Source organism: Streptomyces sp. NPDC056835 (assembly GCF_042789485.1).
Lineage (GTDB): Bacteria > Actinomycetota > Actinomycetes > Streptomycetales > Streptomycetaceae > Streptomyces.
This window is the reverse complement of record NZ_JBHUBB010000010.1, coordinates 1-15213: the sequence shown is the minus strand read 5'-3', so window position 1 is coordinate 15213 and position 15213 is coordinate 1. Positions and strand designations below refer to the sequence as shown.

Annotated in this window: 13 protein-coding genes and 1 pseudogene; 8 read left to right on the top strand and 6 right to left on the bottom strand. The window is 70.2% G+C overall.

What is annotated here, in order from left to right:
- Positions 1–69: 69 nt before the first annotated feature.
- A complete protein-coding gene (locus ACFRMN_RS13375; RefSeq protein WP_383017907.1) occupies positions 70–2439 on the top strand; it encodes a discoidin domain-containing protein in 2370 nt (789 codons plus the stop codon).
- 67 nt (positions 2440–2506) lie between these two features.
- Here ACFRMN_RS13375 and ACFRMN_RS13370 read toward each other — a convergent pair whose 3' ends face one another.
- The 4 genes from ACFRMN_RS13370 to ACFRMN_RS13355 all read right to left on the bottom strand — a co-directional run bounded on the left by ACFRMN_RS13370 (position 2507) and on the right by ACFRMN_RS13355 (position 6044).
- Complete coding sequence (locus ACFRMN_RS13370; protein ID WP_383017904.1) at positions 2507–3298, bottom strand: cupin domain-containing protein; 792 nt, start codon at positions 3296–3298, stop codon at positions 2507–2509.
- The gene (locus ACFRMN_RS13365) at positions 3292–4272 is read right to left on the bottom strand and encodes a PmoA family protein (protein WP_383017901.1); all 981 of its coding nucleotides are present in this window, start codon (positions 4270–4272) and stop codon (positions 3292–3294) included. The genes ACFRMN_RS13370 and ACFRMN_RS13365 overlap by 7 nt, the downstream gene beginning before the upstream one ends.
- A complete protein-coding gene (locus tag ACFRMN_RS13360; RefSeq protein WP_383017898.1) occupies positions 4269–5474 on the bottom strand; it encodes a Gfo/Idh/MocA family protein in 1206 nt (401 codons plus the stop codon). The genes ACFRMN_RS13365 and ACFRMN_RS13360 overlap by 4 nt, the downstream gene beginning before the upstream one ends.
- Positions 5475–5576: 102 nt before the next feature.
- Positions 5577–6044 (bottom strand): ATP-binding protein, encoded by a 468-nt coding sequence (locus tag ACFRMN_RS13355; RefSeq protein WP_383017895.1) that lies wholly within the window; start codon positions 6042–6044, stop codon positions 5577–5579.
- A 356-nt stretch (positions 6045–6400) separates the two neighbouring features.
- On the opposite strand from ACFRMN_RS13355, the gene ACFRMN_RS13350 reads away from it, so the two are divergent.
- A complete protein-coding gene (locus tag ACFRMN_RS13350) occupies positions 6401–6685 on the top strand; it encodes a hypothetical protein (RefSeq protein WP_383017892.1) in 285 nt (94 codons plus the stop codon).
- 195 nt (positions 6686–6880) lie between these two features.
- Positions 6881–7714, top strand: coding sequence for an alpha/beta fold hydrolase (locus ACFRMN_RS13345; protein ID WP_383017889.1), 834 nt, complete (start codon positions 6881–6883; stop codon positions 7712–7714).
- 9 nt (positions 7715–7723) lie between these two features.
- Here the strand turns inward: ACFRMN_RS13345 and nhaA are convergent, their stop codons facing one another.
- Both nhaA and ACFRMN_RS13335 read right to left on the bottom strand, forming a co-directional pair.
- Positions 7724–9559, bottom strand: a complete 1836-nt coding sequence (gene nhaA / locus ACFRMN_RS13340; RefSeq protein ID WP_383018472.1) for a Na+/H+ antiporter NhaA — start codon at positions 9557–9559, stop codon at positions 7724–7726.
- Between the two features lie 211 nt (positions 9560–9770).
- Positions 9771–10484, bottom strand: coding sequence for a GntR family transcriptional regulator (locus ACFRMN_RS13335; protein ID WP_383017886.1), 714 nt, complete (start codon positions 10482–10484; stop codon positions 9771–9773).
- Between the two features lie 103 nt (positions 10485–10587).
- On the opposite strand from ACFRMN_RS13335, the gene ACFRMN_RS13330 reads away from it, so the two are divergent.
- The 5 genes and pseudogenes from ACFRMN_RS13330 to ACFRMN_RS13310 all read left to right on the top strand — a co-directional run bounded on the left by ACFRMN_RS13330 (position 10588) and on the right by ACFRMN_RS13310 (position 15124).
- Entirely contained in the window at positions 10588–11940 is a 1353-nt protein-coding gene (locus ACFRMN_RS13330) for an MFS transporter (protein WP_383017883.1), read from the top strand.
- A gap of 1 nt (position 11941) precedes the next feature.
- Complete coding sequence (locus ACFRMN_RS13325; RefSeq protein WP_383017880.1) at positions 11942–13306, top strand: acyclic terpene utilization AtuA family protein; 1365 nt, start codon at positions 11942–11944, stop codon at positions 13304–13306.
- A gap of 2 nt (positions 13307–13308) precedes the next feature.
- Entirely contained in the window at positions 13309–13635 is a 327-nt protein-coding gene (locus ACFRMN_RS13320) for a DUF4387 domain-containing protein (RefSeq protein ID WP_383017877.1), read from the top strand.
- Positions 13616–13774 (top strand): annotated as a pseudogene (locus ACFRMN_RS13315) (ATP-binding protein); the annotation flags it as partial. The gene ACFRMN_RS13320 and the pseudogene ACFRMN_RS13315, both read left to right, overlap by 20 nt.
- A 138-nt stretch (positions 13775–13912) precedes the next feature.
- Entirely contained in the window at positions 13913–15124 is a 1212-nt protein-coding gene (locus tag ACFRMN_RS13310) for a CaiB/BaiF CoA transferase family protein (RefSeq protein ID WP_383017874.1), read from the top strand.
- The last annotated feature ends 89 nt before the right edge of the window (positions 15125–15213 follow it).

Here is a 15213-nt window from a genome sequence, read left to right as displayed (position 1 = left end):
CATAGACTTCTTGTAAGCCAACTTCTAACCTTTTCGCGTCCGCAGAGTCCCCACGAGCCGCAAGGACGTATGTCTGTGACACTCCCCACCGGACCCCCACGAGGCCGCCTGCTCCGGCGCGGCATCTCCGCATCCGTGTCCCTCGCACTCGCCGTGGCCGGGACGGCCGCGGCGGTGGTGCTCTCCACCGCGCCCGCCGCCCAGGCGGCGGCGGTCCCCGCCCCCTCCCCCATCAATGTCCCCGGCCGCGGCGCCACGGTGCCGTTCAAGGAGCAGGAAGCCGAGTACGCCGCCACCAACGGCTCCCTGATCGGCCCCAACCGCCTTTACGGCACGCTGCCTTCGGAAGCCTCGGGCCGGCAGGCCGTGACGCTCGACGCGGTCGGTGAGTATGTGGAGTTCACCCTCACCGCCCCGGCGAACGCGATGTCGTTCCGCTACTCGCTGCCGGACAACGCGGCGGGTACCGGCCGGGACGCGACCATCGATCTACGGGTCAACGGCACCTCCCTCAAGAGCGTGCCCGTGACCTCCAAGTACGGCTGGTACTACGGCGGTTACCCGTTCAACAACAACCCGGGTGACACCAACCCGCACCACTTCTACGACGAGACCCGCACCATGTTCGGGTCGACGCTGGCGGCCGGTACGAAGGTCCGGCTCCAGGTCTCCTCGACCGCAGCGTCGCCCACCTTCACCATCGACCTCGCCGACTTCGAGCAGGTGGCCGCGCCGATCGGCAAGCCCGCGGGCGCGCTCGACGTGGTGAGCGACTTCGGCGCGGACCCGAGCGGCGCCGCCGATTCAACGGCCAAGATCCAGGCGGCGGTCGACGCGGGCCGTACACAGGGCAAGGAGGTCTACATACCGCAGGGCACCTTCCAGGTGCGCGATCACATCATCGTCGACAAGGTCACCCTGCGCGGCGCGGGTCCCTGGTACAGCGTGCTGACCGGACGTGATCCGTCCGACCGCAGCAAGGCCGTCGGTGTCTACGGCAAGTACGCCAACGCGGGCGGCAGCAGCAATGTCACCCTCAAGGACTTCGCCATCATGGGCGACATCCGTGAGCGCGTGGACAACGACCAGGTCAACGCCATCGGTGGCGCCATGTCCAACTCGGTCGTCGACAACGTCTGGATGCAGCACACCAAGTGCGGCGCCTGGATGGACGGCCCGATGGACAACTTCACCATCAAGAACAGCCGCATCCTCGATCAGACCGCGGACGGCGTCAACTTCCACATGGGCGTCACCAACTCGACGGTCACCAACACCTTTGTGCGCAACACCGGTGACGACGGGCTGGCCATGTGGGCCGAGAACATCCCGAACGTGAAGAACAAGTTCACGTTCAACACCGTGATCCTGCCGATCCTGGCGAACAACATCGTCACGTACGGCGGCAGGGACATCACCATCTCCGACAACGTCATGTCGGACACCATCACCAACGGCGGCGGGCTGCACATCGCCAACCGCTACCCCGGCGTCAACTCCGGTCAGGGCACGGCGGTCTCCGGAACCACCACCGCCGCGCGCAACACCCTGATCCGGGCCGGGAACAATGACTACAACTGGCGCTTCGGCGTCGGCGCGATCTGGTTCAGCGGTCTCAACGAACCGATCAACGCCACCATCGACATCACCGACAGCGAGGTCCTGGACAGCTCCTACGCCGCGATCCATCTGATCGAGGGCGCGACGAACGGGCTGCGCTTCAACAACATCAGGATCGACGGCGCCGGTACGTACGCGCTCCAGATCCAGGCTCCGGGCACCGCCTCCTTCACCAATGTGACCGCCACCCATATCGCGCAGTCCAACCCGATCCACAACTGTGTGGGCAGCGGCTTCCAGATCACCCAGGGCGCCGGGAACTCTGGCTGGTACGCCAACCCGCCCGCGTGCACCGGCACCTGGCCCGACCCGGTGTGGACCAACGGCGGTGTGCCCGGCGGTCCCACCAACCCGCCTACCGACCCGCCCACCGACCCGCCCACCGACCCGCCGACGGACCCGGGCAATCTCGCTCAGGGCCGACCGGTCACGGAGTCCGGCCATGCCGATGTGTACGGCGCGGCCAACGCGGTCGACGGCAACGCCAACACGTACTGGGAAAGCACCAACAACGCGTTCCCGCAGACCATCACCGTGGACCTCGGAGCGTCGAAGGCGGTCAAGCGGGTGGTGCTGAAGCTGCCTCCGGCGTCGGCGTGGACGACCCGCACCCAGACGCTCAGTGTGTCGGGGAGCACCAACAACTCCTCGTACAGCACGCTCAAGGCATCGGCGGGCTACACCTTCAACCCGGCGAGCGGTAACACCGCGACGGTCACTCTGGACGGGACCCCGACCCGCTATCTGCGGGTGACGGTCACGGGCAACACCGGCTGGCCGGCCGCGCAACTCTCCGAACTGGAGGCGTACACCAGCTGAGCCCCGGACAACACGCGGAACGCCCGGCCGGGAGATCCCTGCCGGGCGTTCTCGCGTGCGGCTCGCGTCAGGAGCCACCGCCCCGGCCGCCACCGCCCGGATCGTCGCCGTCCGCGCCGTGGATGTCCGGGCCGTGGATGTCGTACGTATTCAGCCGCCCGCACATGCCGAACCTGCCCTGATGCGCCGGGAGTCGGGCGTGCAGGTGCGCCTCGGCCAGATGCGTGGCGTCACCGGCGGCGAGCCGGTCGAGCTGGGCTCCGGTCTGGCGGGCCGCCTCGGCCGCGCCCGCCTCCCAGCGCGCCCGCCACTCGGCCACCCGGGGCCGTACGAGCGCGGCGGCCGACCGCTGGAAGTCGAGCAGGGGCCGCTGGTCGCCCGCCTCCCACGCGGTACGCAGCACCATGAATCCCTCGATCGCGAGATCACGCCGGCGGCGCGCGGCGGCGGCCTGCTCGGGCTCCGCCGCGTCCGGGATGCGTACGGCCCGCGCGTAGGTCTCCGGGTCGGTGAGGTAGGGGGGTGGCAGGGTCAGTACGGCGTCCCCGGCCTCGGGCAGACCGTTGTTCTGCATCAGGACGACGATCCGCAGCCCGCCCTCGTTGACGAGCCGGTGGATGGTGCCGGGTGTGAACCACACCAGCGCCCCCGGCGCCAGCGGTGTGGTGTCGAGGCCCGTGGGGCTGAGCGTCTGGACGGCGCCCCGGCCCTCGGTCACCACATACGCCTCGGAGCAGGTGAGATGCAGATGCGGGGTGCCACCGCTCGCTCCGTCGGCCGACTCCCAGTCGTACACCGTCAGATGCGAGACCGCGACCGCTCCCGGGAGTCCGGCGAACCCCGCCGCCGGGCTCACCATGACTGCCGCTCAAGGTACGTGGCGATGTCGTCGCGTTCCCAGCGGCCGTCGGCCACGATCACCCGCCAGCGCCGGGTCAGTGTGTCGCCCGGCGGGAGGACCAGCTCCTCGTAGAAGGACCAGGAGGCGGCGACCGCCGCGAACGGATCGCTGCGTACGAACCAGTGCGCGGGGTGCTGTCCGCCGGCCCCGGTGTGATCGTTCTCCGGTGCGTGCGCGAAGACGAGTGTGGCGTGTCCGTCGATGCCGTCGAACTCACCGCTGTACGCGACCCATGGGGCCTGGGTCCCCATCAGCTCCTCCCCCTCCCGCTCGGGGCCGAGCGGCCGCCCGCCCCGGAAGGCACGCGGCCCGCGCCAGAAGAGACCGGTGTAGCCGGCCAGCTCGCGCCCCGCGGTGGTGGGACTGCCGAGGCGCAGCGGCTCATCGCGCCGGTTGGTGATGGCGTCGGACCACGTCAGCGTCCACGCACCGGCCTCGGTGTCGATGTCATGGATCTCGATACGGCGTGACTCGTCGGCCCACGCGTCGCCGTCGTGGTTGCGCCACACCAGCCGCTCGGCGATGACGGCACGCCGCGCGTCGGCCGATACCTCGTCGAAGCCCTCGTGGCTCATCGAGCCGACGCGCTCCGGCAGCGCGCGGTAACCCTCGCCGTGCACATACGTGTTGCCGCCCCACAGATTCTGTCCCGACAGATGGGAGGCGGTGAGCTGGAGGCCCTTGTGCCAGCGGTGGTCGTTGGGGCGGTAGTCGGTGACCACACCGCCCGACAGTGTGCGCAGCGGATGCAGATACGGCTTGGGGGCCTCCCACGCCGCCTCGGGCCGGTAGACATAGCTGATCAGGGTGACCCCACCGAAGCGCAGCTCGATCCGGTCACCGTGTGTGTGGGCCAGCCGCAGTCCGGGCCCGGTGATGTCCGCCACCGTGTCAGGCGCGGCCAAGGTGTCCGGCGTTCCTGAAATGGTCATACGGGGATCTCCGTGACGGGGAGGGGCCGCGACGGTGCCCAGCCGGGGGCGCCGCCGTGCAGGGCCGTGTGGAAGGGGTCGCCGGGGCCGATCCCGCCGGCCCTGACGGTGGTGTCGGTGAACGCCGACTTGTAGAGCGCGGTGATCAGTTCGAGGCTGGTGCGGCCGTCGGCCCCGCTGGCGCGCGGCCGGCGTCCCGCCCGTAAGTCGGCGACGAGCGAACGGAGCTGGGCCAGATGAGAGCTGGGCACGTCCTCGCCCGGATCGCGCCAGCGGGCCAGTTCCACGGCGTCCACATCGGGGGCCGGGGTGATCCGCCAGTCGTCATTGGTGTAGCCGTACAGATGGGTCAGTTCGACGGTGGCGCGCTCGCAGTCGATACGGATACGGCTCACCTCGTCGGGGCTGAGCACGCTGTTGACGACGGTGGCCAGCGCCCCGCTCTCGAAACGTACGAGCGCCGTGGACACGTCCTCGGTCTCGACGTCGTGCACCAGCCGGCCCGCCATGGCGCGTACCTCGGTCCAGGGCCCGAGCAGTTCGAGCAGCAGATCCATCTGGTGGATGCCGTGGCCCATCGCGGGGCCGCCGCCCTCACCGGCCCAATTGCCGCGCCATGGCACGGCGTAGTAGGCGGTGTCGCGATACCAGGTGGTCTGGCAGTGGGCGACCAGCGGACGGCCCATCGCCCGCTCGGCGATCAGGGAGCGCATATGCCGGGCGCCGGAGCCGAACCGGTGCTGGAAGACGATCGAGGCGTACGGTCCACCGCCGCCCGCGCCCTCCTCGGACGTCTCCGGCGCCGCTGCCGCCTGCTTCTCGGCCGCCTCGATGGCGTCGAACTCGGCGAGCGAGGGACACGGCGGCTTCTCGCACCACACCCAGGCACCGGCGCGCAGCGCGGCCACCGTCTGCTCGCGGTGGAAGACCGGGGGCGTGCAGATGGTGACCAGGTCGGGGCGCTGCTCGTCGAGCATGCGGTCGAGATCGGTGTAGGGACGCGGAACGCCACCGTCGGCACAGAACGCCCGTACGGCCTCCTCGTCGATGTCGAAGGCGGCGACGATCTCGATCTCGTCGTGGAGAGCGCGGAGGGCCGGGAGATGTGCTCCCCTGGCGATCCCTCCCGTGCCGATGACGGCGGCGCGGATCCGCCGGTCTGTCAGGTCGCGCGGAGACGTCGCGAACACTCCCTTTCGCATTCCTGGATTCTCGCCCGGATAGCAAGCGCTTTCCACGAGAAACGTAGGATGGGCCCACAGTGATGTCAACGGGGCGGATCGGGCCGGGCGGGACCGGGCTCGTCAGGTCGGGACCCGGCGGCGCTCCAGGTCGAATACGGCCTGGACGCGTTTGCCGACCGGCACCCGCTCGGCGCCGAGGCGGTCGGCCAGCGCGTGGACGATCTCCAGACCGTGACCGCCCGGCCGGCCGGGGTCCCGGTCGTAGCGGTGCGGGAGGGTCGAGCAGCTGTCGTACACCGTGACGAGCACCTGCCGGTCCGTGCCCTCCAGCTCCAGCAGATACGGTCCATGGCTGTGCCGCTCGGCGTTGGTGACCAGCTCGCTGACGACCAGCAGCAGATCACCGGTCGTGCGGTCGCCGAGCGTGGCGAACCACTCCGCCTCCAGCTGCTGCAGAAACCGGGCGGCGAGCTGTCTGGCCTCGGCGATGCAGCCGGGGGCCCCGCTGAATTCGGCGGCCTTGCGCAGTGGCCGCACGGAATCCGTGAGGGCCGCGAGGGCGGTACCGAGAATGGACCGTTCGTTCATAGCTCCTGCCCCGCCCCGTTCCTGCCCCGCCCGCCGGTGAGGGCGATCGGGGGCCCTCTTCCCGGATCCCCTTATGCCCTTGCACGCCGTCGGTATGCCCGCCGGTTTCGTGAAGGGCGTCACGTACGTCCCGGACGCCGGGCGGCACGGCGGTGGGCGGCACGCCGTACCGTGAAAAAGACGCCGCGTGGATAGGTGGGGCGGCGTCTAAAGCCCAGGTCAGGCCTTGTTCACTCAGGGGTGGATCCTCCCTGGAGGGATTGCGCCCCGCGCTCCGGAGGAGGACCGTTGCGTACGACCACGGTGCTGGGCCGCAGTGCCGAGCATCACCTCGGCAGGACGCCCGGTATGCCCCTATGACCTCTTCTCCTCCTGATCCGCTGACCATCATCGTCACCACCCCCCGGTCCGACACGGTCGAGATCAGGCTCGACGGTGAGATGGACGACGAGACCTCCTACGAAGTGGTGGACACCGTACGGCAGTTGCTGCGCACCCATCGGGGCGTGAGCCGACTGGAGCTGCACTGCGGCCCCACCATGGCGGGCGACCCGGCGAGTACGGCCGCGCTGCTGATGATCAGACGTCTGGCGGAGGCCGATGACGTACGCCTCATCGTGACGGGCCGGACGGGACTTTGACCAGGTCCTGTCCGGGGCGGCCGGGGGCGCTTTCGCCCCGGTGGCGACGGTACACAGGGCGGGGTTTGATGGGAGGCGGGGTATCGCCCCGCGCACAGCCGATATCGCGCAGCGGGTATCGCGCGGCGGACAGGGCGCAGCGGACAGGGCGCGGAAAGCGGAGAAACCAAGGAAGAGAAGAAAGCGGGTTCTCTCATGCCATTCGTCACCGTCGGGCAGGAAAACTCCGGCTCCATCGACATCTACTACGAGGATCATGGCAGCGGACAGCCCGTGGTCCTCATCCACGGCTATCCGCTCGACGGCCACTCGTGGGAGAAGCAGGAGCGGGTGCTGCTGGAGGCGGGGCACCGTGTCATCACCTACGACCGGCGCGGTTTCGGCCGTTCCAGCCGGCCCGTCGTCGGCTACGACTACGACACCTTCGCCGCCGACCTCAACGCCCTCCTCGACCATCTCGGCCTTCCCGATGTGGTGCTTGTCGGTTTCTCCATGGGCACAGGCGAGGTAACCCGCTATCTCGGTACGTACGGCTCGGGACGGGTCAGCAAGGCCGTACTGATGGGCGCCATCCCACCGTTCCTGCTCAAGACCGACGACAATCCCGAGGGCGTCGACCGATCGGTGTTCGAGGGGATCAAGGACGCCGTGATCGCCGACCGGCCGGCCTATCTCAAGAACTTCCTCGACAACCTCTACAACGTCGACATGTACCGCGGCACCCGCATCAGCGACCAGGCGTGGGCGGGCAGCTTCAACACCGCCGTCGCCGCCTCCTCCCACGCCGCCTACGCCTGTGTCGACAGCTGGCTGACGGACTTCCGCGGGGATCTGCCCGGAATCGACGTACCGGTCCTGCTGATCCACGGGACCGCCGACCGCATCCTTCCGTACCCGAACACCGCCCAGCGGCTCCCGGGGCTGATCAAGGACCTGACGTTCGTGACGGTGGACGACGGCCCGCACAATGTCGCCTGGACCCACCCGGAGATCGTCAACCCGGCGCTGCTCGACTTCCTCAAGACCTGACCGGCGCGGTCAGGAGGGCCCGCCCAGGACGGCGCGTGCCTTCGCGGCGCGCACGGCGGCGGTGAGGGCGTCGATGTCGTACGCGCCGTGGTGGCGCCGTCCGTTGACGAAGAACGTGGGCGTGCCCGACACACCGTAGGTATCGGCGCTCTCGACATCCTCGGCGACCCGCGCGGCCCCCTTGCGCGACCGCAGATCCCGGTGGAACCGGTCGGTGTCCAGCCCGATCTCCCCGGCGTAGCCGAGCAGATCGGCGGGCCGCAGAGCGCCCTGGTGTGCGAGCAGGAGATCGTGCATCTCCCAGAAGGCGCCCTGTTCCGCCGCGGCCTCGGAGGCTTCACCCGCGAGCTGGGCGTTCGGGTGGACGTCGTTGAGCGGCAGATGGCGCCAGACGTATCGGACATCCCCGAAATCGGCGAGCAACTCACGGATCACGGGTTCGGCCAGCCCGCAGTACGGGCATTCGAAATCGCCGTACTCGACCACGGTCACCGGTGCCTCCCGCGGTCCGCGCACATGGTCGCGGTCCGGGTCCACCGGTTCGGACAGATCGACGATCTCCTCGGCATTGCCCAGCAGGGCCTGGATCCGCCGCTTCCTGGGCAGCGCCGCGATGACGCGCGTGACGAGCCAGGTGGCGGCGAACGAGCAGACGGCCGCGGCGAGAATGCCGATCTTGGCCTGCTCCAGCTGTTCGCTGTCGAAGGCGAGGGTGGCGATCAGCAGCGAGACCGTGAAGCCGACACCGGCGATGGTGCCGCCGGCCGCGGTGGCGCCCCAGCCGACCGGCGGGCGCAGCCGGCCATGGCTCAGCCGGGTCGTCAGCAGCGAGGCGCCGAGGATACCGAGGGGCTTGCCCAGCACATAGCCGCACAGGATGCCGAGGGTGATCGGCGACTCGAAGGCCCGTGCCAGCTGGCTGCCGCTGATGGTGATACCGGCGTTGGCGAGCGCGAAGACGGGCACGACCACATAGCTCGTCCAGGGGTGGTACATCCGCTGGAGCCGCTCGTTCGGTGAGATCGCCGAGGCGATCCCGAGCCGCGCCGTTCGTTCCAGCTCCGGTGTCGGCTGCTCGCGGAAGAGCCGGAACAGTCCGCTCGCCCGTTCCAGATCGCTGCGCGAGGCGGGGTACGCGAAGGTCAGCAGCCCCATCGCCAGACCGGTCACGACCGGGTCCACCCCGGACTCCAGCATCGCCACCCAGACGGCCACCGCCAGCACGCCGTACACCACGCCCCGGCGCACTCCGGCGGCCCGGAGCAGCGGGACGAGCCCGAAGATCAGCACGGCCACGACCAGCGCGACCGCGTGGACGCGTCCGCTGTAGGCGATCGCGATCACACCGAGCGCGACGAAGTCGTCCACGACGGCGACGGTCAGGATGAAGACGCGCAGCCCGCGCGGCAGCCGGGTGCCGAAGACGGCGAGCACGCCCAACGCGAACGCGGTGTCCGTGGACATGGCGACGCCCCAGCCGTGCGCCGAGGCGTGGCCGGCGTTGAAGGCCAGGAAGATGGCGACCGGTACGAGCATTCCGCTGACGCCGGCGATCATCGGGAGCGCGACCCGTTTCCGATCGCGCAGCTCCCCCATGTCGAACTCGCGGCGGGCCTCCAGACCGACGACGAAGAAGAACAGCGTCATGAGTCCGCTGTTCACCCACTCGCGCAGCTCCAGCGAGATCCCGGCGGAGCCGACGCGGACCGAGAGCACCGTCCGCCAGAACTCCTCGTACGTTCCCGGGCCCGCGTTGGCCCAGACGAGCGCCGCGAGGGCCGCGGCGAGCAGGACGGCCGCGCTGCCCGTCTCCGTACGCAGGAAGTCGCGCAACGGGGTGCGCATGTCGTCGCGCTCGGTCTGGCCGGAGAGGTTCGGGGTCGCCGGGTCCACAGTCACGTCGCCATTCTCCTGCGGCCCCGGCACGACGGCCCGGCGACCTGGGTTCTGTCCGCGCCAGGGATCATCGCCCGATCGGTGCGTCACGGTCCGGGAGGGGGGGTACGCCCGCGCGCCTGAGGCGCGACGTCCTGACGGAATCCGGGGCCCGCCCGGCTCAGTCCCGCCGCGCGCGCAGGCCGGCCAGGGCCGTCGCCCCATGGTGCTGCGCCAGCTCCTCGGCGGCCGCGCTGTCGTGGGCGCGCAGCGCCTGTACGAGACGGCGGTGCTCCACGTAGCGGTCCTCCGCGCCGAACTCCGCGCTGTCCAGCCGTTCCAGGGTGCGTTCGACGCGCTCCTGCGGGGTGAAGACACGGGTCTGGGCGAGCAGCCGGGTCAGTACGGGGTTGCCGCACGCCTCCTCCAGCGCGGCGTCGAAGGAGCGCAGGACCGCCATCAGGGCGCGCACCTGCGACGCGACGGAGAGTCCCGCTCCATGGCGCTGGTCGATCGTGACCGCGATCTCGTCGGCTTCGTCCAACAGGGCGTCCAGGCCGTCCAGTTGCGCGTCGCTCGCCTTCGTGGCGGCGAAGCGCGCCACCAGGCCGCGCAGCGCGGCCTCGACCTCGGAGATCTCCTCGGGCGTGGAGGGGGAGATCTCCGCGACGCGGAGAGTGCGTGGCCCGGTCCGCTCGACGAGGCGGTCCTGCTCCAGCCGGCGCAGCGCTTCCCGTACGGGTGTGGGGCTGACGGACAGCATGGCGGCGAGGCCGCGCTCCGTGATGCGTGCTCCCCGCTCCAGCTCCCCCACCGCGATGGCGTCCCGCAGAGCGGTGTACGCGCGATCGGCCAGTGTTTCGTTCTTCAGCTCGCCGAGGACCTTGACCACCATGCCCGCGATGCTACACGATCCCGGCATCGCACGTAGCAAAATCAACCGCTAAGCAACTTGCTATAGCATCGGTCCATGAGATCCACCCCCTCCGGGAGCATTCATGCTGAGCCGCACCCCTCCCGTCTCCCCTGCCGGCCGAACACCCTTCAGCTGGCGGGTACCCGCCCTGATATCACTGGCCGTCTTCGCCCAGGAGTCCACCTGGAACTTCTATGACGCGCAGGTACCGCCCCTGCTCAGGGACTATGTCTCCAGCACGGCCCTGATCGGTCTGCTGATGGGCCTGGACAACGTCCTCGGCATCTTCGTCCAGCCGTGGATGGGCAGCCGGTCCGACCGCACTCGCACCCGATGGGGCCGGCGGATCCCCTACATCGTGGCCGGCACGCCGGTCGCGGCCGTGCTGTTCATGGCCCTTCCGTTCACCACCTCGTTCCCCGCGCTGGTGGCGGTGATGTTCCTGTACGCCCTGGTCGCCAACAGCTACAAGCCCGTGGCCGAGGCGCTGATGCCGGACTTCGTCGCCGCCGAACACCGCAGCAAGGCCAACGCGCTCACCAGAATCGCGGCCAGTCTGACGATCGTCGTCTCCTCGCTGGTGAGCGTCCTGCTCGTGGACCACGATCTGAGGCTGGCGTTCGCGGTCCCGGCCCTGCTGATGATCGTGGCCGTCGGCGTTCTCGTACTGACCGTCAAGGAGCGGCGCGCGCCCGCCTATCAGGAGGCGGTCGCTCAGAGCGCCGTGCCGGACGGGCCCCCGTCGGTCCGACTGCGCGACGTACTGGGCGAGTTGCTGCGTGACCGCGACCGCAGCCGGGTGTGGATGCTCGCCGTCGTCTTCCTCGTGGCCGGTGCCTGGGCCGCCTCACGGGCCCTGATGACCCCGTACGGCACGGAGGTCCTCGGGCTCACCAAGGGCCAGGCCGGCGGGCTCGGGCTGCCGGGCGGGATCGCGTTCATCATCGCGGCGTTTCCCATCGCCCTGCTCGCGGGACGGGTGGGCCGGCTCCGGCTCATCCGCTGGGGACTGGTGCTGTTCATCGCCGCGATGGTGCTGGGTGCTCTGGTCCGTACGCCGCTCGGGACGAGCGCGGCCGTCGTGCTCGGAGCCGTCGGTTACGCCACGTTCTCGGTCAACGCCGTCGTCGTGCTGTGGGATCTCGCCCCGTCGCGCAGGGTCCTGGGCACCTATACGGCGCTGTACGGCGTCGGCAACGCCACCGGCTCCGCCCTCGGCCCGGCCCTGGTCGGCTCGCTCGTCGACCTCACCGGCTGGGCGTATCTCCTGCTCGATGTCGCGCTCGTCGCGGCGCTGGCGCTCTTCGCCCTCACCCGTATCAGCCGTGTCGGCCCTGCCGACCGTATCGGCCGCACCGGCCGCGAGGACGCCTCCCCGGACGCCCCGGACGCTCCCGCCGCGTCAACTCCCCCTTCTTCGACAGAGAGCCACTGACATGGAATTCCGTATCCTCGCGCCCACCGGAGTCCTCGGCGCGGGCTTCGACGCGGACGCCTTCCGGCGCGGTGTCGCCGCCCGCCCTCATGTGATCGCCTGTGACGCCGGGTCGACCGACAGCGGACCCGCGGCCCTCGGCTCCGGGGTGTCGAAGCTGTCGGCCGAGGCGGTCGTACGCGATCTGCGCCTGCTGCTGAGGGCCCGTCAGGAACTCGGCGTGCCGCTGATCATCGGCTCGTGCGGGACCAGCGGGCGGGACATCGGTGTGGACTGGACCGCCGGGCTGCTGCGACGGACGGCCGCCGAGGAGGGCCTTCGCTTCACCCTCGGTCTGGTCTACTCCGACCAGCCCGCGGATCGTCTCCAGGATCTGTGGGACGCGGGCCGGATCCGGGCCCTTCCGCACGCGCCCGCCATCGACCGTGACACCTTCGGGCTGGGGCCCGTCGTCGCCATGATGGGCGTCGAACCCCTCCAGCGGGCGCTGCGCGAGGGGTGCGACGTGATCCTCGCCGGACGGGCCAGTGACACCGCGCTGTTCGCCGCGTATCCCCATCTGCACGGCGCCGACCCCGGGCTGACCTGGCACGCGGCCAAGACCGTCGAGTGCGGCGCGGCCTGCGCCGTACCGCCGTCCGCCAACGGGCTGCTGGTCCGTCTCCGTGACGATCACTTCGATGTCGAGACGCTGCTGCCGGGCACCCGGCTCACGCCGCGCTCGGTCGCCGCTCACACCCTGTACGAGAACGCCGACCCGTATCTGATCACCGAGCCGTCCGGGGTCCTTGACACCACCCATGCCCGCTACACGGCCGTCGACGAGTGCACCGTACGGGTCGCCGGAGCGCTCTACCACCCGTCGCCGGAATACACCGTCAAGCTGGAGGGCGCCCAACTGGTCGGCCATCAGACCGTGATGATCGGCGGGATCCGCGACAAGATCGTCATCGACCGGCTCCCCGAGCTGCTGCCCATGGCCCGCGCCTACTTCGACGCCAAGATCCTGGACGTGTTCGACGGCCGGGTCGACCCGGCCGACGTCGATATCGACTACCGGCTCTACGGGGCGGGAGCGGTCCTCGGCGCGCACGAGCCCGCGGCCCTGGACCCCGCCGAACTCGGCGTGCTGATCACGGTGACTGCACCAGACCAGGGCACCGCGCACGCGGTGAGCACCTTCGTCGCGCACGCGAGTTCCCATCTGCCCATTCCCGAGTACGACGGAATGGTCAGCACCATCGCCTATCCGTTCTCGCCGCCCGAGATGGACCGGGGGCCGCTGTACCGCTTCACCCTCAACCATGTCGCGGTCGGGGTCGGCCCCACCGAGCTGTTCCGCACCACGACCGAGGAGATCCGATAACGATGGCCACGCTGCTCGACTACTGCTCGCTGGTCCGCTCCAAGAACGCCGGACCGTTCACCCTCACCTTCGACTTCATGTGCCACGACGAGCACACCTACCGGTCGCTGGTGGCTCTCGATGTGCTCAGCACCGCGCTGTTCGCCGACCTGTTCGACACCGATGTCTCCGAGGTCCGGGTCATCGCGCACCCGCTCGCCCTCGCCGTCAAGGTGTCGCTGCCGAGGCCCACCGTCCAGGGCAGCACGCGCGACTCGGACTGCTACGCGGGCCAGCAGTACGCGCCTCTGATGGCGATGAAGCTGCCGGATCCCGGCCGTCCGGTGTGACGGCCCCGACCGTGTCTTCGACCGTTTCCGGCGGGCGGACTCCGGCCGGGGCCGCGCCCACGGCGGCTCAGGACTCGGACTGTCCATCGTGCGCGCCATCGTCCAGGCCGGCCACGGAAGTGTGGACGTCAGGTCCCGGGCCGGTGCCGGGAACGACCGTCACGGTCACACTGCCCGTCACCGACACGTCCCACGTCTCCATGTGAGGCGGAATCACGGGAGAACACGGGGCGGAGGAGGACGATCGTGGAGTCTCCCCCGCCCCCGGGGCGGGTCCATGCGGCCGGCGACCGCCCGGCCTCGTTCGAAAGGACCTCCCGTGCTCCCACTGGACGGCATCACCGTGATCTCTGTCGAGCAGGCGGTCGCGGCCCCGTTCGCCACCCGTCAGCTCGCCGACCTGGGCGCCCGGGTCATCAAGGTGGAGCGGCCGGGGTCCGGCGACTTCGCGCGTGACTACGACGAGACGGTCCGGGGCATGTCCAGCCATTTCGTCTGGCTCAACCGCGGCAAGGAATCCATCGCCCTCGATCTGAAGCGGCCCGAGGACGCCGCGGTGCTCCGGCGGCTCGTCGACCGGGCCGATGTGTTCGTACAGAACCTCGCCCCGGGCGCGGCCGGCAGGCTGGGCCTGGACGCCGCGACCCTCATGGGCGCCAACCCCCGGCTCGTCGTGTGCGCCATCTCCGGCTACGGAAATGGCGGCCCCTACACGGACCGGAAGGCGTACGACCTGCTGGTGCAGTGCGAGTCCGGGGCGATGTCCCTGACGGGTACGGCGGAGGCGCCGGCGAAGATCGGTATCCCGGTCGCCGACATCGCCGCCGCGATGTACGCGTACACCGGCATCCTCACGGCGCTCTACGAACGCGAACGCACCGGCCGGGGCGGGGCCTTGGAGGTGTCGATGCTGGAAGCGCTCGGGGAGTGGATGGGGTATCCGGGCTACTTCACCCGCTACGGCGGCGCCCAGCCGCCGCGTTCGGGCGCCGAGCACGCGGCCATCGCCCCCTACGGTCCGTACGCGACCGCCGACGGGGCGCGTGTCTTTCTCGGCGTCCAGAACGAGCGCGAGTGGGAGGACTTCTGCGCGCGGGTCCTGGACGCGCCCCGCCTCGCCACCGACCCGCGGTTCGCCAGCAATTCCCTGCGGGTGGAGAACCGCGACGCGCTGCGGACCCGGATCGAGGCACGCTTCGCCACCCTGAGCGCCGACGAGGCCGAGCGGCGCCTCGAATCGGCCCGGATCGCCCATGCCAGGCTGCGGGACGTGGCGGAGTTCGCGGAGCACCCGCAGCTCGCCGCCCGGGACCGCTGGCGCACCGTGGACTCCCCGGTGGGGCCGCTGGACGCGCTGCTGCCACCCGTCACCGTCGCGGGCCGGGAGCCCAGGATGGGTCGCGTACCGGCCCTGGACGAACACCGCGAGCGCATCCTGGCAGAACTGAACTCGACGGCAGCGCGGCACAGCGTCTCTCAGGGCGCCTAGGCCCTGTCTTCAAAGTCCCGCCTGCTCGGCGACGCCCGGCACGCACGCTCGCCGCGTTGTCGGGATCACCCCAGTACATCCAGTACTGG

Excerpts from the sequence above, each read along its gene's own strand:
- ACFRMN_RS13330 (WP_383017883.1), top strand. The coding sequence starts at position 10,588 with ATGCTGAGCCGCACCCCTCCCGTCTCCCCTGCCGGCCGAACACCCTTC.
- ACFRMN_RS13320 (WP_383017877.1), top strand. The coding sequence starts at position 13,309 with ATGGCCACGCTGCTCGACTACTGCTCGCTGGTCCGCTCCAAGAACGCC.
- ACFRMN_RS13360 (WP_383017898.1), bottom strand. The coding sequence starts at position 5,474 with ATGCGAAAGGGAGTGTTCGCGACGTCTCCGCGCGACCTGACAGACCGG.
- ACFRMN_RS13345 (WP_383017889.1), top strand. The coding sequence starts at position 6,881 with ATGCCATTCGTCACCGTCGGGCAGGAAAACTCCGGCTCCATCGACATC.
- ACFRMN_RS13375 (WP_383017907.1), top strand. The coding sequence starts at position 70 with ATGTCTGTGACACTCCCCACCGGACCCCCACGAGGCCGCCTGCTCCGG.
- nhaA (WP_383018472.1), bottom strand. The coding sequence starts at position 9,559 with ATGCGCACCCCGTTGCGCGACTTCCTGCGTACGGAGACGGGCAGCGCG.
- ACFRMN_RS13325 (WP_383017880.1), top strand. The coding sequence starts at position 11,942 with ATGGAATTCCGTATCCTCGCGCCCACCGGAGTCCTCGGCGCGGGCTTC.
- ACFRMN_RS13370 (WP_383017904.1), bottom strand. The coding sequence starts at position 3,298 with ATGGTGAGCCCGGCGGCGGGGTTCGCCGGACTCCCGGGAGCGGTCGCG.
- ACFRMN_RS13310 (WP_383017874.1), top strand. The coding sequence starts at position 13,913 with ATGCGGCCGGCGACCGCCCGGCCTCGTTCGAAAGGACCTCCCGTGCTC.
- ACFRMN_RS13355 (WP_383017895.1), bottom strand. The coding sequence starts at position 6,044 with ATGAACGAACGGTCCATTCTCGGTACCGCCCTCGCGGCCCTCACGGAT.
- ACFRMN_RS13335 (WP_383017886.1), bottom strand. The coding sequence starts at position 10,484 with ATGGTGGTCAAGGTCCTCGGCGAGCTGAAGAACGAAACACTGGCCGAT.
- ACFRMN_RS13350 (WP_383017892.1), top strand. The coding sequence starts at position 6,401 with ATGACCTCTTCTCCTCCTGATCCGCTGACCATCATCGTCACCACCCCC.
- ACFRMN_RS13365 (WP_383017901.1), bottom strand. The coding sequence starts at position 4,272 with ATGACCATTTCAGGAACGCCGGACACCTTGGCCGCGCCTGACACGGTG.